At 45.1% G+C, this 18392-nt stretch carries 13 protein-coding genes; 8 read left to right on the top strand and 5 right to left on the bottom strand.

The genetic code is table 11. From position 1 onward, the window contains the following. Positions 1 to 37: 37 nt before the first annotated feature. A complete protein-coding gene (locus tag ACL934_RS09295; protein ID WP_413613416.1) occupies positions 38 to 700 on the bottom strand; it encodes a hypothetical protein in 663 nt (220 codons plus the stop codon). 149 nt (positions 701 to 849) lie between these two features. Further along, positions 850 to 3537 carry a zinc-dependent metalloprotease gene (locus ACL934_RS09290; RefSeq protein WP_413613415.1) on the bottom strand — a complete coding sequence of 896 codons (2688 nt, stop codon included), beginning with the start codon at positions 3535 to 3537 and terminating at the stop codon, positions 850 to 852. A 111-nt stretch (positions 3538 to 3648) separates the two neighbouring features. Between ACL934_RS09290 and ACL934_RS09285 the strand changes: the two genes are divergently transcribed. The 5 genes from ACL934_RS09285 to ACL934_RS09265 all read left to right on the top strand — a co-directional run bounded on the left by ACL934_RS09285 (position 3649) and on the right by ACL934_RS09265 (position 7717). Beyond that, entirely contained in the window at positions 3649 to 5019 is a 1371-nt protein-coding gene (locus ACL934_RS09285; protein ID WP_413613414.1) for a peptide MFS transporter, read from the top strand. Between the two features lie 88 nt (positions 5020 to 5107). Beyond that, entirely contained in the window at positions 5108 to 5311 is a 204-nt protein-coding gene (locus ACL934_RS09280; protein ID WP_374080208.1) for a CPXCG motif-containing cysteine-rich protein, read from the top strand. 43 nt (positions 5312 to 5354) lie between these two features. Next, positions 5355 to 5906: a GNAT family N-acetyltransferase gene (locus ACL934_RS09275; protein ID WP_374080207.1), complete on the top strand. Its 552-nt coding sequence runs from the start codon at positions 5355 to 5357 to the stop codon at positions 5904 to 5906. A 9-nt stretch (positions 5907 to 5915) separates the two neighbouring features. Next, positions 5916 to 7094, top strand: coding sequence for an NAD(P)/FAD-dependent oxidoreductase (locus tag ACL934_RS09270; RefSeq protein WP_413613413.1), 1179 nt, complete (start codon positions 5916 to 5918; stop codon positions 7092 to 7094). 191 nt (positions 7095 to 7285) lie between these two features. Continuing rightward, on the top strand, positions 7286 to 7717 hold the full coding sequence (locus ACL934_RS09265) for a hypothetical protein (protein WP_413613412.1): 432 nt from the start codon (positions 7286 to 7288) through the stop codon (positions 7715 to 7717). Positions 7718 to 7814: 97 nt separating this feature from the next. Here the strand turns inward: ACL934_RS09265 and ACL934_RS09260 are convergent, their stop codons facing one another. The 3 genes from ACL934_RS09260 to ACL934_RS09250 all read right to left on the bottom strand — a co-directional run bounded on the left by ACL934_RS09260 (position 7815) and on the right by ACL934_RS09250 (position 13158). After that, complete coding sequence (locus tag ACL934_RS09260; RefSeq protein ID WP_413613411.1) at positions 7815 to 9251, bottom strand: hypothetical protein; 1437 nt, start codon at positions 9249 to 9251, stop codon at positions 7815 to 7817. A 166-nt stretch (positions 9252 to 9417) separates the two neighbouring features. Then, positions 9418 to 11571: a 3-hydroxyacyl-CoA dehydrogenase NAD-binding domain-containing protein gene (locus tag ACL934_RS09255; protein ID WP_374080201.1), complete on the bottom strand. Its 2154-nt coding sequence runs from the start codon at positions 11569 to 11571 to the stop codon at positions 9418 to 9420. A gap of 243 nt (positions 11572 to 11814) precedes the next feature. Continuing rightward, entirely contained in the window at positions 11815 to 13158 is a 1344-nt protein-coding gene (locus ACL934_RS09250) for a thiolase family protein (RefSeq protein WP_374080199.1), read from the bottom strand. A gap of 428 nt (positions 13159 to 13586) precedes the next feature. Here ACL934_RS09250 and ACL934_RS09245 point away from each other — a divergent pair, with 428 nt between their 5' ends. The 3 genes from ACL934_RS09245 to hflX are packed head-to-tail and all read left to right on the top strand — an operon-like array spanning position 13587 to position 18330. Next, entirely contained in the window at positions 13587 to 15911 is a 2325-nt protein-coding gene (locus ACL934_RS09245) for an NADP-dependent malic enzyme (RefSeq protein WP_374080198.1), read from the top strand. Next, positions 15904 to 17007: a chromate efflux transporter gene (gene chrA / locus ACL934_RS09240; protein ID WP_413613410.1), complete on the top strand. Its 1104-nt coding sequence runs from the start codon at positions 15904 to 15906 to the stop codon at positions 17005 to 17007. The genes ACL934_RS09245 and chrA overlap by 8 nt, the downstream gene beginning before the upstream one ends. Positions 17008 to 17055: 48 nt before the next feature. After that, positions 17056 to 18330, top strand: a complete 1275-nt coding sequence (gene hflX / locus ACL934_RS09235; protein ID WP_374080195.1) for a GTPase HflX — start codon at positions 17056 to 17058, stop codon at positions 18328 to 18330. Positions 18331 to 18392 lie beyond the last annotated feature (62 nt).

Below are 18392 nucleotides of genomic sequence, written 5' to 3'. Positions count from 1 at the left end.
CTTCAAACTCGATAGGGGGTGAATCAAGACGCAGCGCTTATTTGATCAAAGCACATGTGTAGGCGCGGAACGCACCGAGTGTACCACCGGAAGGTTGGTATCCCGAAACGGCTGTGTAGTTTTGATAGTGAACAGTTCCTTGAACTGTATTGTTATCATACTGACCTTGGAACACGATCTCACCGTAGCTGTCTTTAAACTTAACTTGGATTTGACGCGTAGTACGGTCGATAATGCCTTCGCTAGCTTGTGAAAACTCAACTACATAGGGAACAACTGTTTGTCCGTTATAAACCTGACCTACAAAAGAGTCGAAGATCTTAATCACAACTGTTGAAGAGGCAGGGATCAAACGGCCTTGAGCATCAAACTGGAATGAACCGCTAAAGTCGATCCCCGTCTTGTCATTAATATTACCGCTGATTGTACCCAAACTTTGAGGATCCAATGTCGCAGAGACAAAACCTTTTACTTGCGCTTCGAATTGAGGAGAAGAACTCGGGTCGTAGATCTTACCCCAACTCATGTTCGTGTTGCTGCAAGTATTCGGTGTCGTTGTTCCGCCTTGAGTAACACCTGTTGAAGCTCCGCGACCTGCAACTCGCACTGCGCTGCTATCTTTCTTGGCACATGCCGACAGGGATAGAGCCAGAACTACAAGAACTCCCATCATTGATTTGTTAAAGAAAGATTTAGTCATAAAAGCCTCCATGCCATCTATAGAGGCAAGAGGTGGACCAACCTTTGGCACGCCAAAACGAATATATCGGCAAGGCAATAAAAAACCCGTCTCGGTGTGAGACGGGTTTCATAGAGAAGACCATTTGGGGAATCAGGTGTTCAAAGCTTTTACAACACCTTATCAAGTGCAAGAAGCACATTGATCTCGGAGTTCAGCCACGCAGAAGCCGCTGAATCAACAAGACCTTGTTGCAACAATTGCGAAGCAAGATCCCCCGGCTTTTTCACAGTGCTTAAATCCAAAGTCGCATCAATCTCTTTAAGGAAGGCATTGAGTTTTTCATACTGAGATCTACGGATAAGGGCTCTCTTCAAATCCATATCAAAACGAAGTCCCTTCGAAGAAAGAAGTTTCATCCACTTCGCTTTCTCTTCCGCCGTAAGATAAGATTTTAAGACTTTGAGTTCTTTAGTAAGACCCGGACCGACTTTAACAGTTTGCTCTCCTTCATTGGCATTTGCTAAATCGACATAGAGATTCGCCAACGACACAGAATCATTATCTGTTAATAAATTGCGAGGCAAAAGTGCTGTGACCGAAGATGTGAGACCGCTAGAATCTTGTTCAGGCTCGTCAAACTTTGGCAGCAAAGTCGCGACTCCGGCAGAGAGGATCTTACGATTTCCCGCCAAAAGACCTTGATAGAACTTCAAGATTTTCTCTTGTTGCTCTGGAGTCAATTCGTATTCACGTCCCGCCAAAGTTTTACCTTTAGCAATATAAGAACTGTTTTTTAAATCTTCGATTTGCTGACTCAACCAATTCACAGCAATGGCGCCATCAGCGTTTCTCCAAAGATCATTAAGAAGAGCCGCATAACCACCCGCTTCCGCCAAAGAACGCGCGCGCTCTTTGGTTAGGGCCTCATCCATTCCCATTTTTGAATACATCACTTGGCCTGACTTCACGTTCTCAATAGAAGCAAAGTTAGGACTTGCAGAGTTGTTCTTAGTTGTATCCATCACGGCTTGGCCAACGAATTTCAAAGAATCAAAATTCGCACGGCCCCATTTTTGGGTGTCTTGCAAGACGGTATCTAAATCCGCAACGACTGCCGGTTGATCTCCTGGATACAAACGACCTAAGATCGAAGCGAAAAGAACTTTTGTGAAGTTTTCCTTTTCACCTTTGGCATCTAAGTATTTTCTTAAAAGAGGATTGTTACCAGCATCGAAACGTTCACAGCCATAGATTTGCAAAGACTGGCTGGTCGCCAGAGCGATATCGTCATCCGTGCAATACAAAGAGATCTTTTCATTAAGAGCGCTGTCGTTTTCAGAATACGCCCAATCCATCGCCATTTTATCGTAAGATAAAGCGGCGTATTTGATTCTTCCCGCCATCAAGACATCGTCGATACCGCTGACATAGTCCATGATGCTTGTCGATGTTTCCAAACCTTGATGAGAAAGATCTTTCAAGTATGTTTTTGCGGATTCATAAATTTCTTTAGTAGAAACTTTGGCAGAGAAAGATCCCGCAAAATTATGGCGAAGCCCCAAAGCATGACCCAACTCATGGGCCACGGTCGCACGCACACTGTCTTGCGCCAAACGCAGACGTTGAGAATCACTGGCTTCACGAGCCATCTTATTTAGATCCATCAAACTTTGTGTAAGATCACAGGCAATAGCTCCTTGAGCAACTGGGATGTTACCATTCAAATTCACAAGATCCGCGGAACCCACGCGTGTAAACACAGAAGGCATAAACACTTGGGCACGCAAAACTTCACCTGTTAATGGGTCTGATTGACCGATGGCATAGGCAGCACCCGAATCCAACCAAGGAATCCAACGAATAAAAATACTGCGATCTTCAGGTCCGGCTTGAGGATCGACACCTGTTTTAACGGTGACAACGTCACGACCAAAAACTTTATTCCAATAGAAGGCGCCTTCTTTAACTGCTTCAACATAATCCGCTGGAACCGCCGAAGAAATACGCACAACGATAGGACCTTTTGAAGGAGACAAATCCCATTTTGTAATTAGATTTGAAACGTCTTGGCTATAGCCCTTTTTAGAAATTTTCGTAACAAAGAACCCCACACGACGAGACTTATCGTATTCTTTCTTTTTAAAATCCGCAGACAAGTTGTAAGAGCGGATTTGAATATTCATCGCCAGAGTTTCTTCACGAGGTTCAAGACTTGCGCTCTTATTTGAACCTGATCTCACCGCATCAGAACGAATCTTCGAGATCTGTTCCAACTCAATATTCTTTTCATCAAATTTGATATTGCGGATAAAAGAATCAATCACCGGAAGTGACTTGAAAGAACTCTCTGTCAGATCGTTATTATTTCCACGAGCGCCGTCCACATCATAAGAACTTTGAAGGACAAAACTCTTAAGACCCTGTCCCCAGTCGAACGTGATGGATTTATCGTCTTCAGAAATCACATTGAACGTTTGCACAAGGTTCACCGTGCGAATCTCTTCATAAATGCTGTTGTAGTTTTCAGCAAGCAAAGCCATCTTAGAGCCCGATTTTTCAAAGCTCACAACAAGGGGTTTAAGATCGTACCATTGCGGTGTGGAACCCGCTGTTTTCCCGGAGGCAATCAACAGGAAAATCTTCCCCAGAGCGGCTTTCTGGATAGTGATGCAAGAAGCTTGATCACAAGGAGAAGCTACGGAATTTGTTTTTATAGTTTGTGGCTCAGAGAAAGACTCCCGCATATCAGGTGGAGCTTGTTTTTCAACGATGCGTTCTTCTTTTACGGTGCAGGCAGAAAGAATCCAAGATGATAAAACGGCGATGGTGACAATGAAGTACTTATTTAACGTCATTACGAAGCCCCCTAAAAACTTTTTTCAGGTGACATTTATGCCAAAGAATTGCCAAGATCAAAAGGCGTCTGAAAAAAAGTATGAAATGTTCATAATCTTTACAGGAGACCCATGGCTCAAACGGCTCACAATGCAGATAAGACATTCTTTGGCCACCCTCGCCCTCTTTTCACCCTTTTCCTCACGGAGATGTGGGAAAGATTCTCGTATTACGGGATGAGGGTTTTGCTCGTTCTTTACATGATCCAGCACCTCTTCCAACAGGCCGATGCGGGTAAAGAAGTTCTTGGATATGCGACGATCAAAGGGATCTTAGAGTCGTTCTATGGGGAACTCTCACACCAAGCGCTGTCTTCCCAGATCTACGGGCTCTATACGGGCTTTGTGTACTTCACACCGTTCTTTGGGGGTCTTATTGCCGATCGTTTTATCGGACAAAGACGTGCCGTCTATATCGGCGGAGTTTTGATGGCTATCGGACACTTCTTGATGGCCATTGAGAGCATGTTCTTCCCGGCGTTGTTATTCCTGATCTTGGGAAATGGTTTCTTTAAACCAAACATCTCAACTCAAGTGGGCGGTCTTTACGCAGAAAACGATCCTCGTCGCGACGGTGCTTACACGTTGTTCTACATGGGTATCAACTTGGGTGCGATCTTGTCTCCGCTTATTTGCGGAACGTTGGGACAAAAAGTCGGATGGCACTGGGGCTTCGGCGCAGCCGGTGTCGGAATGCTTTTATCTTTGGTAATCTATCACTTCGGCGGAAAACATCTTCCAGAAACAGAACGCAAAAAGAGCATCCAAGAAGTTGAGGCTGGTGCTCACAAACCTCTGACGAAAGAGGAATGGACTCGCACGATTGCTCTGACTTTCCTTTGCATGGTGACGATTTTCTTCTGGGGTGTTTACGAACAACAGGGAAATACTTTGCAATTGTGGTCGGATCAAAGCACGGACTGGAACTTCTTTGGATTTGAAATTCCTTCGACGTGGTATCAATCCTTCAATCCCCTTGTGATCGTTTTCTTTGCGCCACTTCTAGATCGTTATTGGGCCTGGAGAGCACGTAGTAATAAAGCTCCCGGCACTGTGACTAAGATGGCTCTCGGTTGCGTTTTGGGTGCGATTGCACTTGTTGTGATGTATTTGGCAGCTCAAGCAGTCGGAACAGGCAAAGGCAATGTTTTGTGGCTCTTGGGTTCGACCTTCTTGCTCACAATGGCTGAGCTTTATATTTCTCCGATTGGTCTTTCATTGGTGACAAAGGTATCCCCTGCTAAAATCGTTTCGATGATGATGGGAGTGTGGTTCCTGGCGACCTTCTTCGGAAACTATATCGCCGGTCATATCGGAAGCTATTATGAGAAGATTTCCAAAGAGGAGTTCTTCTTATTGCTGGCAGGCTTAAGTCTGATCCCAGCGATTCTTTTCTTCCTGAGCCATAAGTTCCTTACTCGCGCTCTTGGAAAAGACGTCTAGAAAAGAACCTGTATTTCGACAATCAGCCTTTTGAAAATGGACCTCCTCCCTGAAAATTAAAGGAGGTCCAAGTTACAAAGAAGGCCTTATGGAATACAAAGTTCAATGTCCCTTCTGTCGGGAAAAATTCGGCATAGAAATCCACCTTGAAGACGGAGAAGATCAGGAATTTATTTGGGACTGCGAAGTCTGCTGCCATCCTATTGATATCCACGCCCGCTGGAATGAATCTCACCGTAAGTTTTCCTTAAGTGTGGGCCGTGGAGCAGGTTATGACGAGATGCCGATATAGTCTTACTCTTGACCCCTTTTTGTGAATATGAGTTTATGGTGCCATGCATATCCGTCCCCTAGAAACAACTGACTTACCTCAAGTGAAAACTTTTACCGATCGCACGATTGGTCTGAATTATTTCAGCCTTGAAGAACTTCAGCAGTGTTATCAAAAGTCTCTTATTGATGGCGTGATGTGCTCTTTTGTTTTAGTTGATGATGAAAACGGAATTCATGGCTTTCGTTTGGCGTACCCGCCCGGCGCTTGGAGTAAAGGCAAAGGGTCTAAGCTGCGGCCGGATTTATGGAACGTGCCTTTAGAAAAAGTAGGCTATTTTCAAAGTCTGTTCTTAGCTCCTGATGCCCAAGGACAAGGCTGGGGTCCCCAACTCTCTGATGCGGCTATTGAGTGTTTTAAAAAATTAGGAACTTTGGCCATCGTGACTCACGCGTGGAAAGAGTCTCCGAATAATTCTTCGATTCGCTATCTCACTAAATTTGGCTTTCAAAGTGTAACGACTCATCCAGAATACTGGGTGGACATCGACTATGAATGCATTCGCGATGGCAACCCTTGTCGTTGTACCGCCGAAGAAATGATCAAGTATCTGTAAGGATCAAAAATGAGTATCTCCTACTGGCTCGACCAAGCGACTTCTAAATCTTCTTCGAACAAAAAGTATGATGTGATTATCGTCGGTGGTGGAATTGCTGGGCTTTCCACAGCTTACTGGCTGCAAAAAGAAGATCCTTCTTTAAAGATCGCTATCATCGAAAAACATCGCGTGGGCTTCGGAGCTTCTGGCAGAAACGCAGGCTTTGTGACTTGCGGGTCCACAGAGCATTTTATTAAATTAAATGAGCAGTTTGGTTTAGAAAAAGCCGTTGAGATTTGGAAGTTCTCTGAGGACAATCGCAAACTTCTTTTAGAGCATGTGATTGAGGATAAATCTTCTGAAGTCGATTTTCGTCATACAGGTTCTTGTACCGTCGCACCCAGCTCTGCACATTGGGAAAAATACAAGAACATCGCCAAAGTCATGCAGTCCGCTGGAATTGACGTTCATGAGGTCGGTCCTCGCGAAATGGAAAGCGACTATGGAGTCACAGGCTTTGAAGGCGGCATTCAATATACCGGGGACGGCTATGTTCACCCTATTAAGCTTTTAGAGCGTCTGCGTGGAAAATTAAATGTGGATTTCCATGAGGGCACTGAAGTCTTTTCTTTAGAGTCTAAAAATGGGGTTGAATACCTGCGCACAGACAAAGGTGTCTTTGAATCTGCCAAAGTTGTTTTAACTTTGAATGCCTATCTGCCACTGGTGATGAAAGATTTTGAAAAACTTGTGAAGCCTGGGCGTGGGCAAATTCTAGTGACAGAACCGTTGCCTGATTTCGTCAAAGGCCCTTGCTACCTCACAAAACATCTTTGTTATTTTAGACAGCTTCCCACGGGGCATTTGTTGATTGGTGGCTTTAGAAATCTAGCAGTGGAAGTCGAAAACACTTACGCTGACGAAACCACTTCACTGATTCAGAATGCTCTTTATGACTTTGTGAAGAGCCACTTCAAATACGGCCCCCAGGCAAAGATCGCCTACCAATGGTCTGGCATTATGGGGTTCTCTCCGGATGGCCAGATGATGTTGGGGCATCTGCCTCATAATAAGAATGTGCACATCATGGCAGGCTGCTCTGGCCACGGTATGGGATTAAGCTTTAATGGGGCTCGAACCCTTGTGGGTGAGATCTTTGGCAAGACCATTCCCACGCATCTAAATTTGAATCGTTTTAAGCTTTAATCTATTCATGCCTGCCGCTATTCCCGCACCTGCCGGAACCCCGGCAGGACTCTCTGCCGACATCTCGGCAAGGGCCTTTTCAAATCGATTTTAAGGTATTTTTACCCCTGAAAAACATGGCACCGTGGTTGCTTTATTAACTCTGCGAAACGCTGACGCTGATGTCGGCAAAATCATTCAAAGGAGTTTTTATGAAAAAGCAAATCATGTCTCTAGTTCTTTTGACAGCGGTTCTTGGTTCAACAACAGCAGCAATGGCTGGCTCTCAATCAGATGTTCCTGATAATATGCTAAGCCTTCAAGCGCGCAGTGCTGTGGATGTTCTTACAAAGCAAGCCCCAAAAGGTCCTTATGATGGCGAGTGCTCTCTTCAGGAACTTTATAACGGTTGCGAGAAAATCATCATGCAAGGAATGGCAATGAACGTAAATTTAAGAATTCCTGAAGGAAGACGCGTGGACTTTGCAGTCACTGACGGACCTTGCGAAGGCATGGGAGAGATCACACTTCCTAACCAACGCCGCATTCGCATGTATTCAGGTCTAGGATTCTTTGAAAGTGGTTACTACACAATCATCAATCAAGCCTACGGTACTTGCAAAATCCAGTTGAAATTGAAATAGCTCAGAAAAGGTACTGAGAAAAGGTACGGACTTACTTTTGGTAACGGATGCGCGTCTAACGCATGAGCGCTACCAAAAGTAAGTCGTACCTTTTCCTTTAAGCACCGCCTATCAAGTCCAACCAGTCTTCATATTTGATTTGCCAAGTTTTAAGATAAAACTGGCGAAGCTTTTCCGGTGCCATGACATTTACTTGATAGCCGCAACGATAGGCATCTTCTCTTTCACTTAAAGATTCCCGATTCGGCTCTGGTGCACAAAAGCGATCCATCCAACTGCTTTGCAATTTTCTTGTTAGATCGCTGACAAGTCCCTGACTCATTGTTTGCAACCACTGGGCATCCGTCACAAAGACCGGTTTCGTAGGTTTCAAACCCACATCAGGAAAGTTTTCGGAATGACGATCTTCTAGGAAAGAATAACGTTCGTTGAGATCCATCAAAAAACCTTGCTTATCAAGACCTGCTTGCAATTTTCCACGAAGCGTTTTTAATGCTTTCATCTCGACGGCGGTGTACCTGTGAATGCGTTCTTCGGAGCGATACTTTGTCGTGATCACCGTCTCTGTTCCATCACCATTATCGTGAACTTCTTCATTGGATGAAGATCCCAATAACAACCCTACCAAACTTAAGACACTCGAATCGTTCTTAGGTTCTTTGATTCGCTTTGATGTTTCTTTGTAAGGAATTTGCACGTAATACGTTTTAGCTCTTTGCACATCTGTTTCAAATTGTTCTGAGGTAAACTTGCCTTCGACATTCAAATCCAAAGTCACTTTCCCCTCGGCATCATGCCATTTGGATTGCATAAAGGCCTTTTTCACATTTTCATTGAGGATTCCATCAAGCTCTGGATTCATTCCTTCAACTGTGGTTTTCACTTTCACATCGCGGAAAAGGGCTACAGAGTTTTTAAGCTTAGGAAGTTTCACCGGAACTTTCCAAACCAAACAAGTTTTTTGCAGCCATTGCCCTGTATAGTATTCGTCGGCCTTAAGAGACTTTTGCATTGTTTGGCAGAACTGTTTGCCGCGCACGTAAATATCGTTCTTGATCGTAGCGGTATTCTGTGCGAGGGCCTTTTCTAAGATAAAATTATTCCGATTAAATTCGTATTGAGCCGCCAGAGGATTGGCTTTCTGCAAATACTCATCGATTCTTTTTCCCACACGTTCTGCAAAAAGCTTCATTTCTTCCGTTTGTGTCGCAAACGCAGCTCCCGTTGGGAACACCTGCCATTTATTTTCATTCTGAATAATATTGAGCAGGAGTGACTCGCTATCGCCGAAGTTGCTTCCCAAGCGAAGTAAACGAACATCAATCAGCTTACGCTCTAACCACATTTGTTGAGCTTTGCGCAAACCCTCTTTGGCGTCTGGATCATTAGAATCATTCTGATAAGCTCTTTCAAACAAAGAAAGGGCTTTTTCGTATTTCCCCTCTTCAAGTGCCTCTTGACCTTGTTTAGTGAGAGACGCGCAAGAAATCATAGTAAGTGATAAAACGACAAGAACGATCCAATTTTTTATCATAAGTAACTCCAAGTTTGAGCCTTGGAGTCATTATAGATGAACGATATTAAAAAGCCATTTGAGAGGAGTTCTGCTGCGGCGCTTTTGATTTACGCTGTTCACAAAACGGAAACAAAAAAGCCCACTTTTTAAGTGGGCTTTTTAATATTCACTTTAAAAAATTCAATTATTTGTAAAACTTGCTGTTTGATTTCGCCATATTTGTGAGTGGTACAGCGGGTTTCAAACGAGTCGCTTTGCGGCTGGAAGCATACATTGCCAATTGGTCTGCCACGTATTGTGTGCCCACAGAGTCTGTGTATTTCATTAAACCACCGCGGAACGGCGGAAAACCTGTTCCCATGATCATCGCCAAATCCACTTCGTGAGGTGTTTCTACGATTCGATCTTCGATCAAAGCCAAAGACACTTCGTTCACCATCGCAAACACGCCGCGCTCAATGCACTCTTTTGTATCGTACGGATTTGTCGGTTGTCCCAAACCAAGAGCTGCATAGATAGATTGATCTACATCGCCACGCTTGCCGTCTTCAGAATAGTGATAGAAACCTTTGCCATTCTTACGACCCAAGCGTCCTGATTTCTCAAGAGCTTCCATACAAGCCGCCACTTCAATGCGCTCTCCGAAAGCTTTCTTAAAGATCTTTAGAACCTTCAAGCACACATCAAGACCGACTTCGTCCATCAACTCAAACGGTCCCATTGGCATACCGAATTCTTTGACGTAAGCTTTGTCGACAACTTCAATGCTCATTCCTTCTTGCATCAAGAATGCCGCTTCTGCCATGTATGGCATCAACAAACGATTCACCAAGAAACCCGGTCCGTCTTTCACAACAACCGGCATTTTGCCCATTTTTTTAGAAAGTTCGTAGATTGTTGAAATCGTCTCGTCCGATGTTTTCTCGCCACGAATAACTTCAACAAGAGGCATTTTGTTCACGGGATTGAAGAAGTGCATTCCCGCAAAATATTCTGGACGAGGATGACCTTTAGACATCTCCGTCACTGACAATGAACTTGTATTCGTCGCAATAATCGCGTCAGGGCGCATTTGACCTGCACACTCCCCGATGACTTTTTGCTTAATACCCATGTCTTCAACGATAGCTTCAACAACCACATCCAAATTTTTAAAACCTGAATAGTCCGTTGTTACAGAAACGGCATCCATCTTTTGTTGGAACTGGTATTTGTCGATGGATTTACGCTTTACAAGCTTCATCCAAAGGTCGCTAGCGTGTTTTAAACCTTTACCCAAAGCTTCGGGATTTAAGTCCTTCATACGCACTTGGATGCCTTTATCAGCAGCGACATAAGCAATACCGCCGCCCATGGTTCCAGCGCCCAAAATACCAAGAGCTTTGACTTCTTTGGGTTTTACATCAACACCAGGAACACCATTTTGTTTTTTCACCATCTCAGTAAGATAGAAAACGTGGATCAAGTTTTTAGAAATATCCGTAACACCCAACTCACAGAAGCCTTCACGTTCAATGCGCATTCCCGCATCCCGATCAGACATGCCGTAAGTTTTTTGAATCACATCCAATGCCTTCAATGGTGCTGGATAGTGACCCTTTGTCGCCTTCATCACGCCTTCACGGGCTTTTTTGAAAACAATGCCGCGACCCAAAGCACTTTCAAGAACTTTGTTAACAGCGCCGTGGGCTTCAAACTTCTTACGACGTTTTCTTCCACCAGAAGCAATGATCTCTTTCGCCCATTTCACAGCTTGATCATCCAGAAGATTCGGGTGAACCATTTTGTCAACAAGGCCGATCTTCAAAGCTTTTTTAGAATTCACTGATTTACCAGCAAGGATGATATCCAAAGCCGCCTGCAAACCAATCGCACGAGGCATACGTTGAGTTCCACCAAAACCCGGCAAGATACCCAATTGAATTTCCGGAAGACCAATCTTTGTCGAAGAATCTTCAGAAGCAATACGGTAATCACAAGCCAAAATGAACTCACAACCACCCCCCATGCACGCGCCATTAATCGCAGCAATCGTCGGCATAGGAAGATCTTCAACGGCATTCATAATATCCTGACCACCCTTTACAGCCGCATCGAACTGCTCTTTGGTCGTCATACCTTTAATCTCTTCAATGTCTGCACCCGCAATGAAGATTTTCGGTTTATTAGATTTAAAAATCACAGCTTTATAAGAGGACTTCTTAAGCTCACCCAGAACTTCCTGAAGTCTCATCATCACTGGAGTCGAAAACTTATTTACCTTCTCCCCAACAAGATCAAACTCAACAACAGCGATCTCACCCTGAGGAACAATTTTAATACTTTCTTGAATAGACATTTATGAAAACTCCTAAGTTGCAAAAAACAAAAAACGAACCACTACAACCAAACGCACCCAACACATTCTTAGGAAGAAGAAAAGGAACCCTCTTCCGCAGCCACTGAGTGGAGCTTAGCTCCTTTCTCAATGGCGAGTTCCACAGCAGCAGGTGTCCCAAAGGGACCGCGTCCGCGAGGACTGTCCGAGCCAGTGAGGAAGGAGCTAAGCTCCACTCAGTGGCTGCGGCAACGAGGGCTTCTTTTATCCCTCGTTCTCAAGAACCATTGATCCGCCTTGACCGCCACCAATACATAGCGTGGAGAGACCGAACTGAACGTTTCTGCGTTTCATTTCTTTAGCCAACGTAAGAACAATACGTGTTCCCGTAGCACCCACTGGATGCCCTAGGGCAATCGCACCACCGTTGACGTTCAAGATGTCATCACGGATCTCGCCGACTTTTGCAGACATACCCAATTTCTCTTGAGCAAATTTGTCAGAGTCCATGGCTTTTTGGCAGGCCATGACTTGCGCGGCGAATGCTTCATTCAACTCCACAAGTCCCATCTCTTTCATAGAAAGACCGGCACGTTTCAAAGCCAATGGCGAAGAGTACGCAGGACCAAGTCCCATGCGCTCAGGTTCAAGCCCCGCAAATCCATATGAACGAATTCTTGCGAGAGGTTTGTAACCCAGTGAATCCGCCTTTTCACGAGACATCAAAAGCACCATCGCAGCCCCATCAGTAATTGGGCACGAGTTCCCTGCTGTGATAGAGCCTGTTGCTTTATCAAAGAAAGGTTTAAGTTTTGCCAATGCTTCCATCGTTTGTGTATCACGAGGACCAATATCATCAGCGACAACTTCTTTATATTCCGGAGAAAGATACACTGGAGTTGACTCTTCCTTCATGCGACCTTCTTTCATCGCTTTGGAAGCCAGGATGTGCGAACGAAGAGCAAACTTATCTTGCATCTCACGAGTGAGTCCCCACTCTTTTGCCAAAATCTCTGCTGTTTGTCCCATATTGATGCCGACAAATGGATCTGTCAGCCCCAACATCACGGAAATTTGCGGGAAGTACTCATTCTTCATATTGCCTTGAAGAAGAGCTTTGATCTGATTCATGTCCGCTTTGAAAAGCTGCCACAACAAAGGCAACGCTTGCTTCGGACCTTTTGCCGCAAAAAGATTATTGTAAATATCTTGGAACTTTTTCGGCGGAAGAGTCGGCATTTGTGACATACTCTCTGTTCCACCTGCGATGATCACATCCATTGTTCCTGATTTGATTTTTTCATAGCCGTTAGAGATAGACTCCAAAGCCGACGCGCAGTTTCTGTGAACTGTGTACGCAGAAGTCTTCAGAGGAATGCCTGCATTCAAAGCAACAACGCGAGAGATGTTAACTGCGTCAGGAGGATTGCCTGTGTTCCCGATGATCACTTCATCAACACTGTTCACATCCAAATTTGTCTGAGCAATGAGTTGTTTAAGAGCAGTTTTCCCTAATTCAGCGGGATGAACTTTTTTAAGTTTTGTTCCTGCTTTTGCGAATGGTGTACGAACACCTTCAACGAGAACCACATCACGTGGTGATTTCATGCACGTCTCCTTAGTTGTATAAGCCATTAAAATCATATGTCTTTTCGGTTGTTCCACCAAATATAAAGAGTAGGAAATAGGCGTGGATCTAGACCTAACGCAGTGCGTGTCTTAGTCTTCAGCAACCTCAAACCCGCATCTATCCTGAAAAAGAATGCCTTTTATAGAGGCAGAACTCTAGATTTGAGAAAGTATCGCGCTTCGCAGGCTGAAGTTTAAAGAGAGTCCTCTTCACCTTTACCGAGTTCTACTTTGAGACTCTCACTCACTGCGCCAAAGTCCCGATACATTGACCCTTTCGCACCCCCTCTTGTAGAGTAATGGCACTTGTCGCAGACCTTGCACTAACCCCTTGAAATGGGTCGAAAAATTCTCTTATGGAGGGTCTGCTTAACAGCTAGCAAAAGGCACAACGCAAAGGAGCCTCCTTGGAAACGAAAACAGAAACTAAATCCGGCATCAGCAATCTCGATCAAGAAGCTCTGCTCTATCACCAACAAGGTAAACCAGGAAAAATCGAAGTTATTTCTTCCAAACCTTGCGCGACGGAAAAAGATCTTTCTCTTGCATACTCTCCCGGTGTGGCCGCTCCTTGTAAAGCGATCGCAAAAGATCCTTCTAAAGTTTACGACTACACGGCCAAGGGAAATCTCGTTGCGGTGATCTCCAACGGAACAGCCGTTTTAGGTCTTGGCAATATCGGTCCTGCCGCTGGTAAGCCGGTGATGGAAGGTAAGGGAGTTCTCTTTAAACAATTTGCGGGTATCGACGTTTTCGATATCGAAGTAGCAGCAACAGATGTCGACGTTTTCTGTAATGCGGTTCGTGTTCTGGAACCTACATTCGGCGGGATCAATCTTGAAGACATCAAAGCACCTGAGTGTTTTGAAATCGAAGAGCGTCTTAAAAAAGAAATGAAAATTCCGGTTTTCCATGATGACCAACACGGAACTGCGATTGTTTCTGGCGCGGCTCTTTTGAATGCTTGCGCGATCACAAATCGCAAAATGGAAAACATACGCATCGTGGTCAACGGTGCCGGAGCTTCTGCAAACTCTTGCGCGAAAATCTTTATCGCGCTAGGTGCTCGTCGCGAGAACATCATCATGTGCGACTCTCAAGGTGTGATCTATAAAGGTCGTACGGCGGGAATGAACAAGTACAAAGAGTACTTTGCGGCTGACACGGAAGCACGCACTCTGACGGAAGCTTTAAAAGGCGCTGATGTTTTTGTCGGTCTTTCGGTTGCCGGTGCTTTGACTCCTGAGATGCTGAAAGATATGTCGAAAGACCCTATCATCTTTGCGATGGCGAATCCGGAGCCGGAAATCACTCCAGACAAAGCGCGCGCCGCTCGTCCGGATGCGATCATTGCGACAGGCCGTTCTGACTATCCAAACCAAGTAAACAACGTTCTTGGCTTCCCGTCTATTTTCCGTGGAGCTTTAGATACACGTTCAACACAAATCAATGAAGAGATGAAACTGGCAGCGGTTCAGGCTTTGGCTAAACTCGCTCGTGAAGACGTTCCAGAAAAAGTTTCTGCGACATATGGCGGTAAAAGCTTTAAGTTCGGTCGCGAGTATTTGATTCCTAAACCCTTCGATACACGTGTATTGATGTGGGTGGCTCCAGCTGTTGCTAAAGCTGCGATGGATTCAGGTGTTGCGACAAAAATGATCGAAGACTGGGATTCTTATCGTGACACTTTGGAAGCTCTTCAGGGACCTTCAAAAGTTTTCATCCGTTCAGCGATCAACCGCGTTCATCAAAATGCGGCAGCCAACGGCGGCGAACTTCCAAAAATCGTTTTCCCAGAGGGAACAAGCACGAAAATTCTGAAGGCTCTTGCGACCTTGGTTGAAGAGAAAATCTGTCAGCCGATTCTTTTGGGCTACCCAGAACGCGTTAAAGAAAAAATCAATGCTTTGGATATTCCAACATTGAAAGACGTGCCTATCATTCACCCATCGAGCTATCCAAAATACTACTCGTTCGTTGAAAAGCTCTATGCTTTACGTCAACGTAAAGGCATCAACTTGCGTGAAGCCGAGCGCCTCATGGCAGAACCGAATTACTTCGCTGCGATGATGGTTCATATGGGCGAAGCGGACGGCATGGTGACGGGCGCATCTATCAATTACGCAGATGCTGTTCGTCCGATTCTCCAAACAATTGGCATCTACCAAAATGGCGTGCCTGCTGGTTTGAACTTCATTCTTCTTGAAGACAAGTTCTTAGTTCTTTCAGATACGACGGTGAACTTCAACCCAACAGCAGAACAATGCGCGCATATCGCTTTGCAAGCCGCGAAGATCGTTGAATACTTCGGCATCCAGCCACGTGTGGCAATGTTGAGTTACTCCAACTTCAGCGGCGTGGGTGGCACTCCAGCAAAAATGAAACGTGCGGCAGAGATTGTAAAACAATTGCGCCCGGGTTTGATGGCCGATGGAGACATGCAAGCAGACACGGCCGTGAATACAGAGATCATGGAAAGACTTTTCCCATTCTCTGAACTTAAAGGCGGAGCCAATGTCTTGGTATTCCCTAACTTGGAATCGTCTAATATCGCTTACAAACTGATCCAACAAATTGGCAAAGTGGAAGTGATTGGACCTTTCTTGATGGGTGTGCGCAGATCTGCCAACGTTCTACAAAGAACGACGACCGTGGATGGCATCGTCAACTCTGTGGTGTTCACAGCCCTTGAAGCTCAATTCATCAAGGATGTTTTGAAGTCTCGTGGTTAATCTGATTTGGTTATTTCTAAAGCTCGGGGCCACCTCTTTCGGAGGTCCCGCAGCTCATATCGCCATGATGGAAGAGGAATTTGTCCATCGCCGCAAGTGGCTTTCTCGTGAAAAATTCTTAGATCTTGTTGCTCTCACAAATATTATTCCAGGTCCGAATTCCACAGAACTTGCCATTCATATCGGCCATCAAAGAGCTGGTTGGGCGGGATTTTGGCTCGCGGGAATCAGCTTTATCCTCCCCGCTTTTCTGATCGTAACCGCTATTGCGTACTTCTACACTCAGTACTCAAGCCTTCCGCAAGTCCATGATTTTCTCTTAGGGGCAAAAGCCGTCGTCCTTGCTGTGATCGTCTTTGCGTTAGAGAGATTCTTTAAAAGCCTTTTGCAGATCAAAGAACTCCGCGAAGTTTTTAAGAAGGATTTTTGGGAACTAAAACACAATTCCATTCTGATTTTTATCTTGGGCGTCAGTGCCTACATGAAGACTCAAGGTTTTTCTGAAATTGTGATTCTCCTCAATAGCGGTTTGATTGCGCTCTTTATTTCAGGACGTTTCGTTTCGTGGCGAAAGCATGAGTTGGGATCTTTATTCTGGATCTTCTTTAAAATTGGTTCCGTCCTTTTTGGCAGCGGCTATGTTCTTCTTAGTTTTTTGCAGAGTGAATTTATCCAACAACGCCAATGGATCACCGACGCTCAGATGATGGATGCTATTTCCGTGGGGCAATTCACACCGGGGCCGGTGTTTACGACAGCGAGCTTTATTGGTTATGTTCTTCATGGATTTCCCGGAGCTGTCGTCGCGACTCTGGGAATATTCTTGCCGGCGTTCCTCTTTGTGGCTTTAAGTATTCCGCTCTATAAAAAGCTTCAGTCCTCGTCCCGATTTCGCTCCATTTTAGATGGAATTATTGCGGGATCTTTGGGGTTATTAGTCTTCACTATCTGGACCTTGGGTCGGGATTTAATCTCTTCTTGGCTGCTGATTTCGCTCTTTTTAGTGGCTCTTGCTTTGATCTGGAAAACGAAAACTCCCACAGCCCTTCTGATTTTGGCGGGCGGACTCATATCCCTTTTCTCAACGAAAATTTAACTTTGACCACCGTGCTGATCGTGCTAACCTTAAGTCTATAAGGGAGGGTTGATCTCATTGACTAATCAAGCCCACGTCACTGCCCAAGACAGAGCCATTGTCATCGGTGTCGGATTAAAATCCGAGCCCCTTAGCGAAATCAAAGAAAATTTGCTCGAACTGGAAGAACTTGTCTCCGCCGCCGGAGGCGAAGTGGTTGGTTCTTTAATTCAAGTTTTACCGCAATGGAATCCCGCTACTTTGATCGGGACTGGTAAAGTTGAAGAAGTCGCCGAGATGGTCCGCGACAGTGGCGCCAACATCGTCGTGATGGATCACCAGCTTTCAGGGGTTCAGCAAAGGAACTTAGCGCAAATCGTGAAGGTTCGCGTGATTGATCGCAATCAGTTGATCCTGGATATCTTCGCGCAAAGAGCGCAAACCTTCGAAGGAAAACTTCAAGTAGAACTTGCACAATTGCTAGATCAAATGCCTCGCATGGTCGGTGCCTGGTTGGAATCTCTTTCTCGTCAAGGTGGTGGTATCGGAACCAGAGGTCCCGGTGAAACCGCCCTAGAGAACGACCGTCGTCGCATTCGCGAAAGAGTTGCTTTAATTAAGAAAAAGTTGGACGGCGTTCGCAAGAATCGTGCGCAACACAGACAATCAAGAAAACGCCACGAGATTCCTTCCTTTGCATTGATTGGTTATACCAACTCTGGAAAGAGCTCCATCCTCAATCGTTTAACGGGCGCGCAAGTTATGGCGAAGAACCAAGTCTTTGCAACTTTGGATCCTACAACTCGCAAGATCTTTTTGCCAGATGGGCCTCCCGCTGTCGTCACAGATACGGTGGGATTTATTCGCAAGCTTCCAACTCAATTGATTGAAGCCTTTAAAGCAACACTTGAAGAGTCTTCAGAAGCCGATGTTCTTTTGCATGTGATCGACTTGTCGTCTCCGAATATGGAAAGACAAGTGGAAGTCGTTGAAGCTTTGATTAAAGAATTCAACTGGTCCGACAAAAAGATCATCCACGTTTATAACAAGTGCGATGTCGCACCTTTAGAACGTCAATTTAGAGTGAAACACTATCCGCGAGTTTTCGTCAGCGCTCTGACCGGACAAGGCATGGAGCAATTGAAAAAACTTATGGCAACAACGGTGAGTGAAATGCAAACCGATGTTCAACTCTACTTCCCACGTGCCGAAGAATATAAAATATTTGATTTGGGTCGCGAAGCACAGATATTGCGTAAAGAGACGGCAACAGAGGGAACCGTTTGTTATACGCAATTAAGCCCGACTGTTTTAAGCCGCTGGAAAGAATACGTTGTAAAGTAGAGTGATTCTCTGATCACGGAACAAAGTGGGATCACTTTATTTTATAAGCCAGACTTTCGTCT

The sequence above is a fragment of the Bdellovibrio sp. HCB-110 genome (assembly GCF_047323225.1).
GTDB lineage: Bacteria > Bdellovibrionota > Bdellovibrionia > Bdellovibrionales > Bdellovibrionaceae > Bdellovibrio.
Note: the sequence above shows the minus strand (reverse complement) of the source record. Positions and strands in the feature narration are given on the sequence as shown.

Coding starts and splice junctions, on each gene's coding strand:
- ACL934_RS09295 (WP_413613416.1), bottom strand. CDS start 700: ATGACTAAATCTTTCTTTAACAAATCAATGATGGGAGTTCTTGTAGTT.
- ACL934_RS09290 (WP_413613415.1), bottom strand. CDS start 3,537: ATGACGTTAAATAAGTACTTCATTGTCACCATCGCCGTTTTATCATCT.
- ACL934_RS09285 (WP_413613414.1), top strand. CDS start 3,649: ATGGCTCAAACGGCTCACAATGCAGATAAGACATTCTTTGGCCACCCT.
- ACL934_RS09280 (WP_374080208.1), top strand. CDS start 5,108: ATGGAATACAAAGTTCAATGTCCCTTCTGTCGGGAAAAATTCGGCATA.
- ACL934_RS09275 (WP_374080207.1), top strand. CDS start 5,355: ATGCATATCCGTCCCCTAGAAACAACTGACTTACCTCAAGTGAAAACT.
- ACL934_RS09270 (WP_413613413.1), top strand. CDS start 5,916: ATGAGTATCTCCTACTGGCTCGACCAAGCGACTTCTAAATCTTCTTCG.
- ACL934_RS09265 (WP_413613412.1), top strand. CDS start 7,286: ATGAAAAAGCAAATCATGTCTCTAGTTCTTTTGACAGCGGTTCTTGGT.
- ACL934_RS09260 (WP_413613411.1), bottom strand. CDS start 9,251: ATGATAAAAAATTGGATCGTTCTTGTCGTTTTATCACTTACTATGATT.
- ACL934_RS09255 (WP_374080201.1), bottom strand. CDS start 11,571: ATGTCTATTCAAGAAAGTATTAAAATTGTTCCTCAGGGTGAGATCGCT.
- ACL934_RS09250 (WP_374080199.1), bottom strand. CDS start 13,158: ATGAAATCACCACGTGATGTGGTTCTCGTTGAAGGTGTTCGTACACCA.